At 62.1% G+C, this 1,928-nt stretch carries 1 protein-coding gene; it reads left to right on the top strand.

Going from position 1 to position 1,928, the window contains the following annotated elements; genetic code table 11:
- The first annotated feature begins 488 nt into the window (after positions 1 to 488).
- Positions 489 to 1,856 carry a group II intron reverse transcriptase/maturase gene (gene ltrA, locus BM036_RS19555; protein WP_425434119.1) on the top strand — a complete coding sequence of 456 codons (1,368 nt, stop codon included), beginning with the start codon at positions 489 to 491 and terminating at the stop codon, positions 1,854 to 1,856.
- Positions 1,857 to 1,928 lie beyond the last annotated feature (72 nt).

Genomic DNA, 1,928 nt, shown 5'->3' with positions numbered 1-1,928 from the left:
ATTGTGCGCCAGGCATGGCGCGTAGCGCCTTGACGGCGCTGTTCCGGTGCAGGTGGTGCTGGCCGGATGACTTGGGGGTGCAAGTCCCCTGTGGGCCCGGCAAGGGGAACCACTAGCCGGACGGCAAGGGTGTCCACTGCGAGGTGGAATCTGAAGGAAGCCGCAGGCAAAGCACTGGCCTGACGAACAGGAATCGCATATGAGGCGGTCACACCGGGTAAGGCGTCAATTATCGTCAAAGCCCAGTACTTGCACGGAAGGTGTGGACGTACATGCGGCGGGCATAAGTGTGAAGGTCACGCGTCTTACCCTGGGAAGTCTGGTTTCCTGCCACTGTGCTACTCACCTCGCGAGGGGTGGGGATGGGGAGCCAGAACTCAGCCGAGGTCATAGTAGGTGCGTCACCGCGTACTGAAGGACCGAACATGGTTGGCCGCTAGTAGACGATGAGTTCTCGTGTTGTGCTAAAGAAGACAGAAGGGACCCGGATGGGTCAGGGCATTCAGGAAGGGGCCGGGCGGAACCCGGCAGGTACTGAAGTCCGTGTCGAGGCCGATGCGGTGACTCACCCGTGGACGAACGCGGAGCCGAACGCGTTGATGGAGCGGGTGCTTGAGCGCCCGAACCTGATGCGTGCGTATCAGCGGGTGATATCCAACAAGGGTGCCGCTGGTATCGATCAGATGCCGGTCACAGCTCTGAAGGGCCACCTGCAACAGCACTGGCCAACGCTGCGCGAGCGGCTGTTGGCCGGAGACTACCATCCTCAGCCGGTACGCCGGGTCAGTATCCCCAAGCCGCAAGGCGGCGAACGGATACTGGGCATCCCGACGGTTCAGGATCGCTTGATCCAACAAGCGCTTCACCAGGTGCTGAGCCCGATGCTGGAGCCGACCTTCTCGGATCACAGCTACGGGTTCCGCCCCGGCCGAAGTGCCCAGCAGGCGATCAAGGCGATGCAACAGCACATCAACGACGGCCACCGCTGGGTGGTCGATCTGGATCTGGCCCAGTTCTTTGACCGGGTCAACCACGATGTGCTGATGGGCCTGCTGGCCCGTCGCATCACCGACCGGCGGGTCCTTGCCCTGACCAGACGTTACCTGCAAGCCGGTATGCTTGAAGGTGGACTGGTCAGCCCGAGACGGGAAGGCGCACCGCAAGGTGGCCCCCTGTCCCCCTTGCTCTCCAATGTGCTCCTGACCGAGCTGGACCGGGAACTGGAGCGCCGGGGCCACCGGTTCTGCCGATACGCGGACGACTGCAATATCTACGTTCGTAGCCGCCGATCCGGTGAACGGGTCATGGCCAGTGTCACCCACTTCCTGGAAAGGCACCTGCGACTGAAAGTGAACCCAGCCAAGAGTGCTGTGGATCGCCCCTGGCGTCGGACCTTCCTGGGGTACAGCGTGACCTGGCACAAACAGGTCCGGCTGAGGATTGCACCGAAAAGCCTGAAGGCTGTTATGGCCAAGCTGCGGCCACTGCTCAAGCGATCTCGCGGACAGTCGCTGACGACGACTATCCAGAATCTGAACCCGGTACTAAGAGGCTGGGCGAACTACTACCGCCTGACCGCTTCGAAACGTCCGGTGGAAGCGCTGGATGGCTGGATACGGCGACGCCTGCGACTGATCCTGTGGCAGCAATGGAAACGGGCCCGTACGAGAGCTCGCAATCTGATGCGCCTGGGCCTGACTGAGCCGAGAGCCTGGAAGAGTGCAACGAACGGGCGCGGCCCCTGGTGGAACAGCGGCGCATCCCATATGCACGCCGCCCTCCCCAAAAAGGTGTTCGACCGTCTGTCTCTGGTAAGCTTGTTGGATACGATGAACCGGCTCCAGAGCCAACCATGAACCGCCGTGGTACGGAACCGTATGCCCGGTGGTGTGAGAGGACGGGGGAGGTAACTCCCCCTCCTACTCGAT

Source organism: Marinobacter segnicrescens, from assembly GCF_900111555.1.
In the GTDB taxonomy this organism is placed as follows: Bacteria; Pseudomonadota; Gammaproteobacteria; order Pseudomonadales; family Oleiphilaceae; genus Marinobacter; species Marinobacter segnicrescens.
The sequence above is the reverse complement of the archived record's forward strand: the minus strand, read 5'-3'. Positions and strand labels throughout refer to the sequence as shown.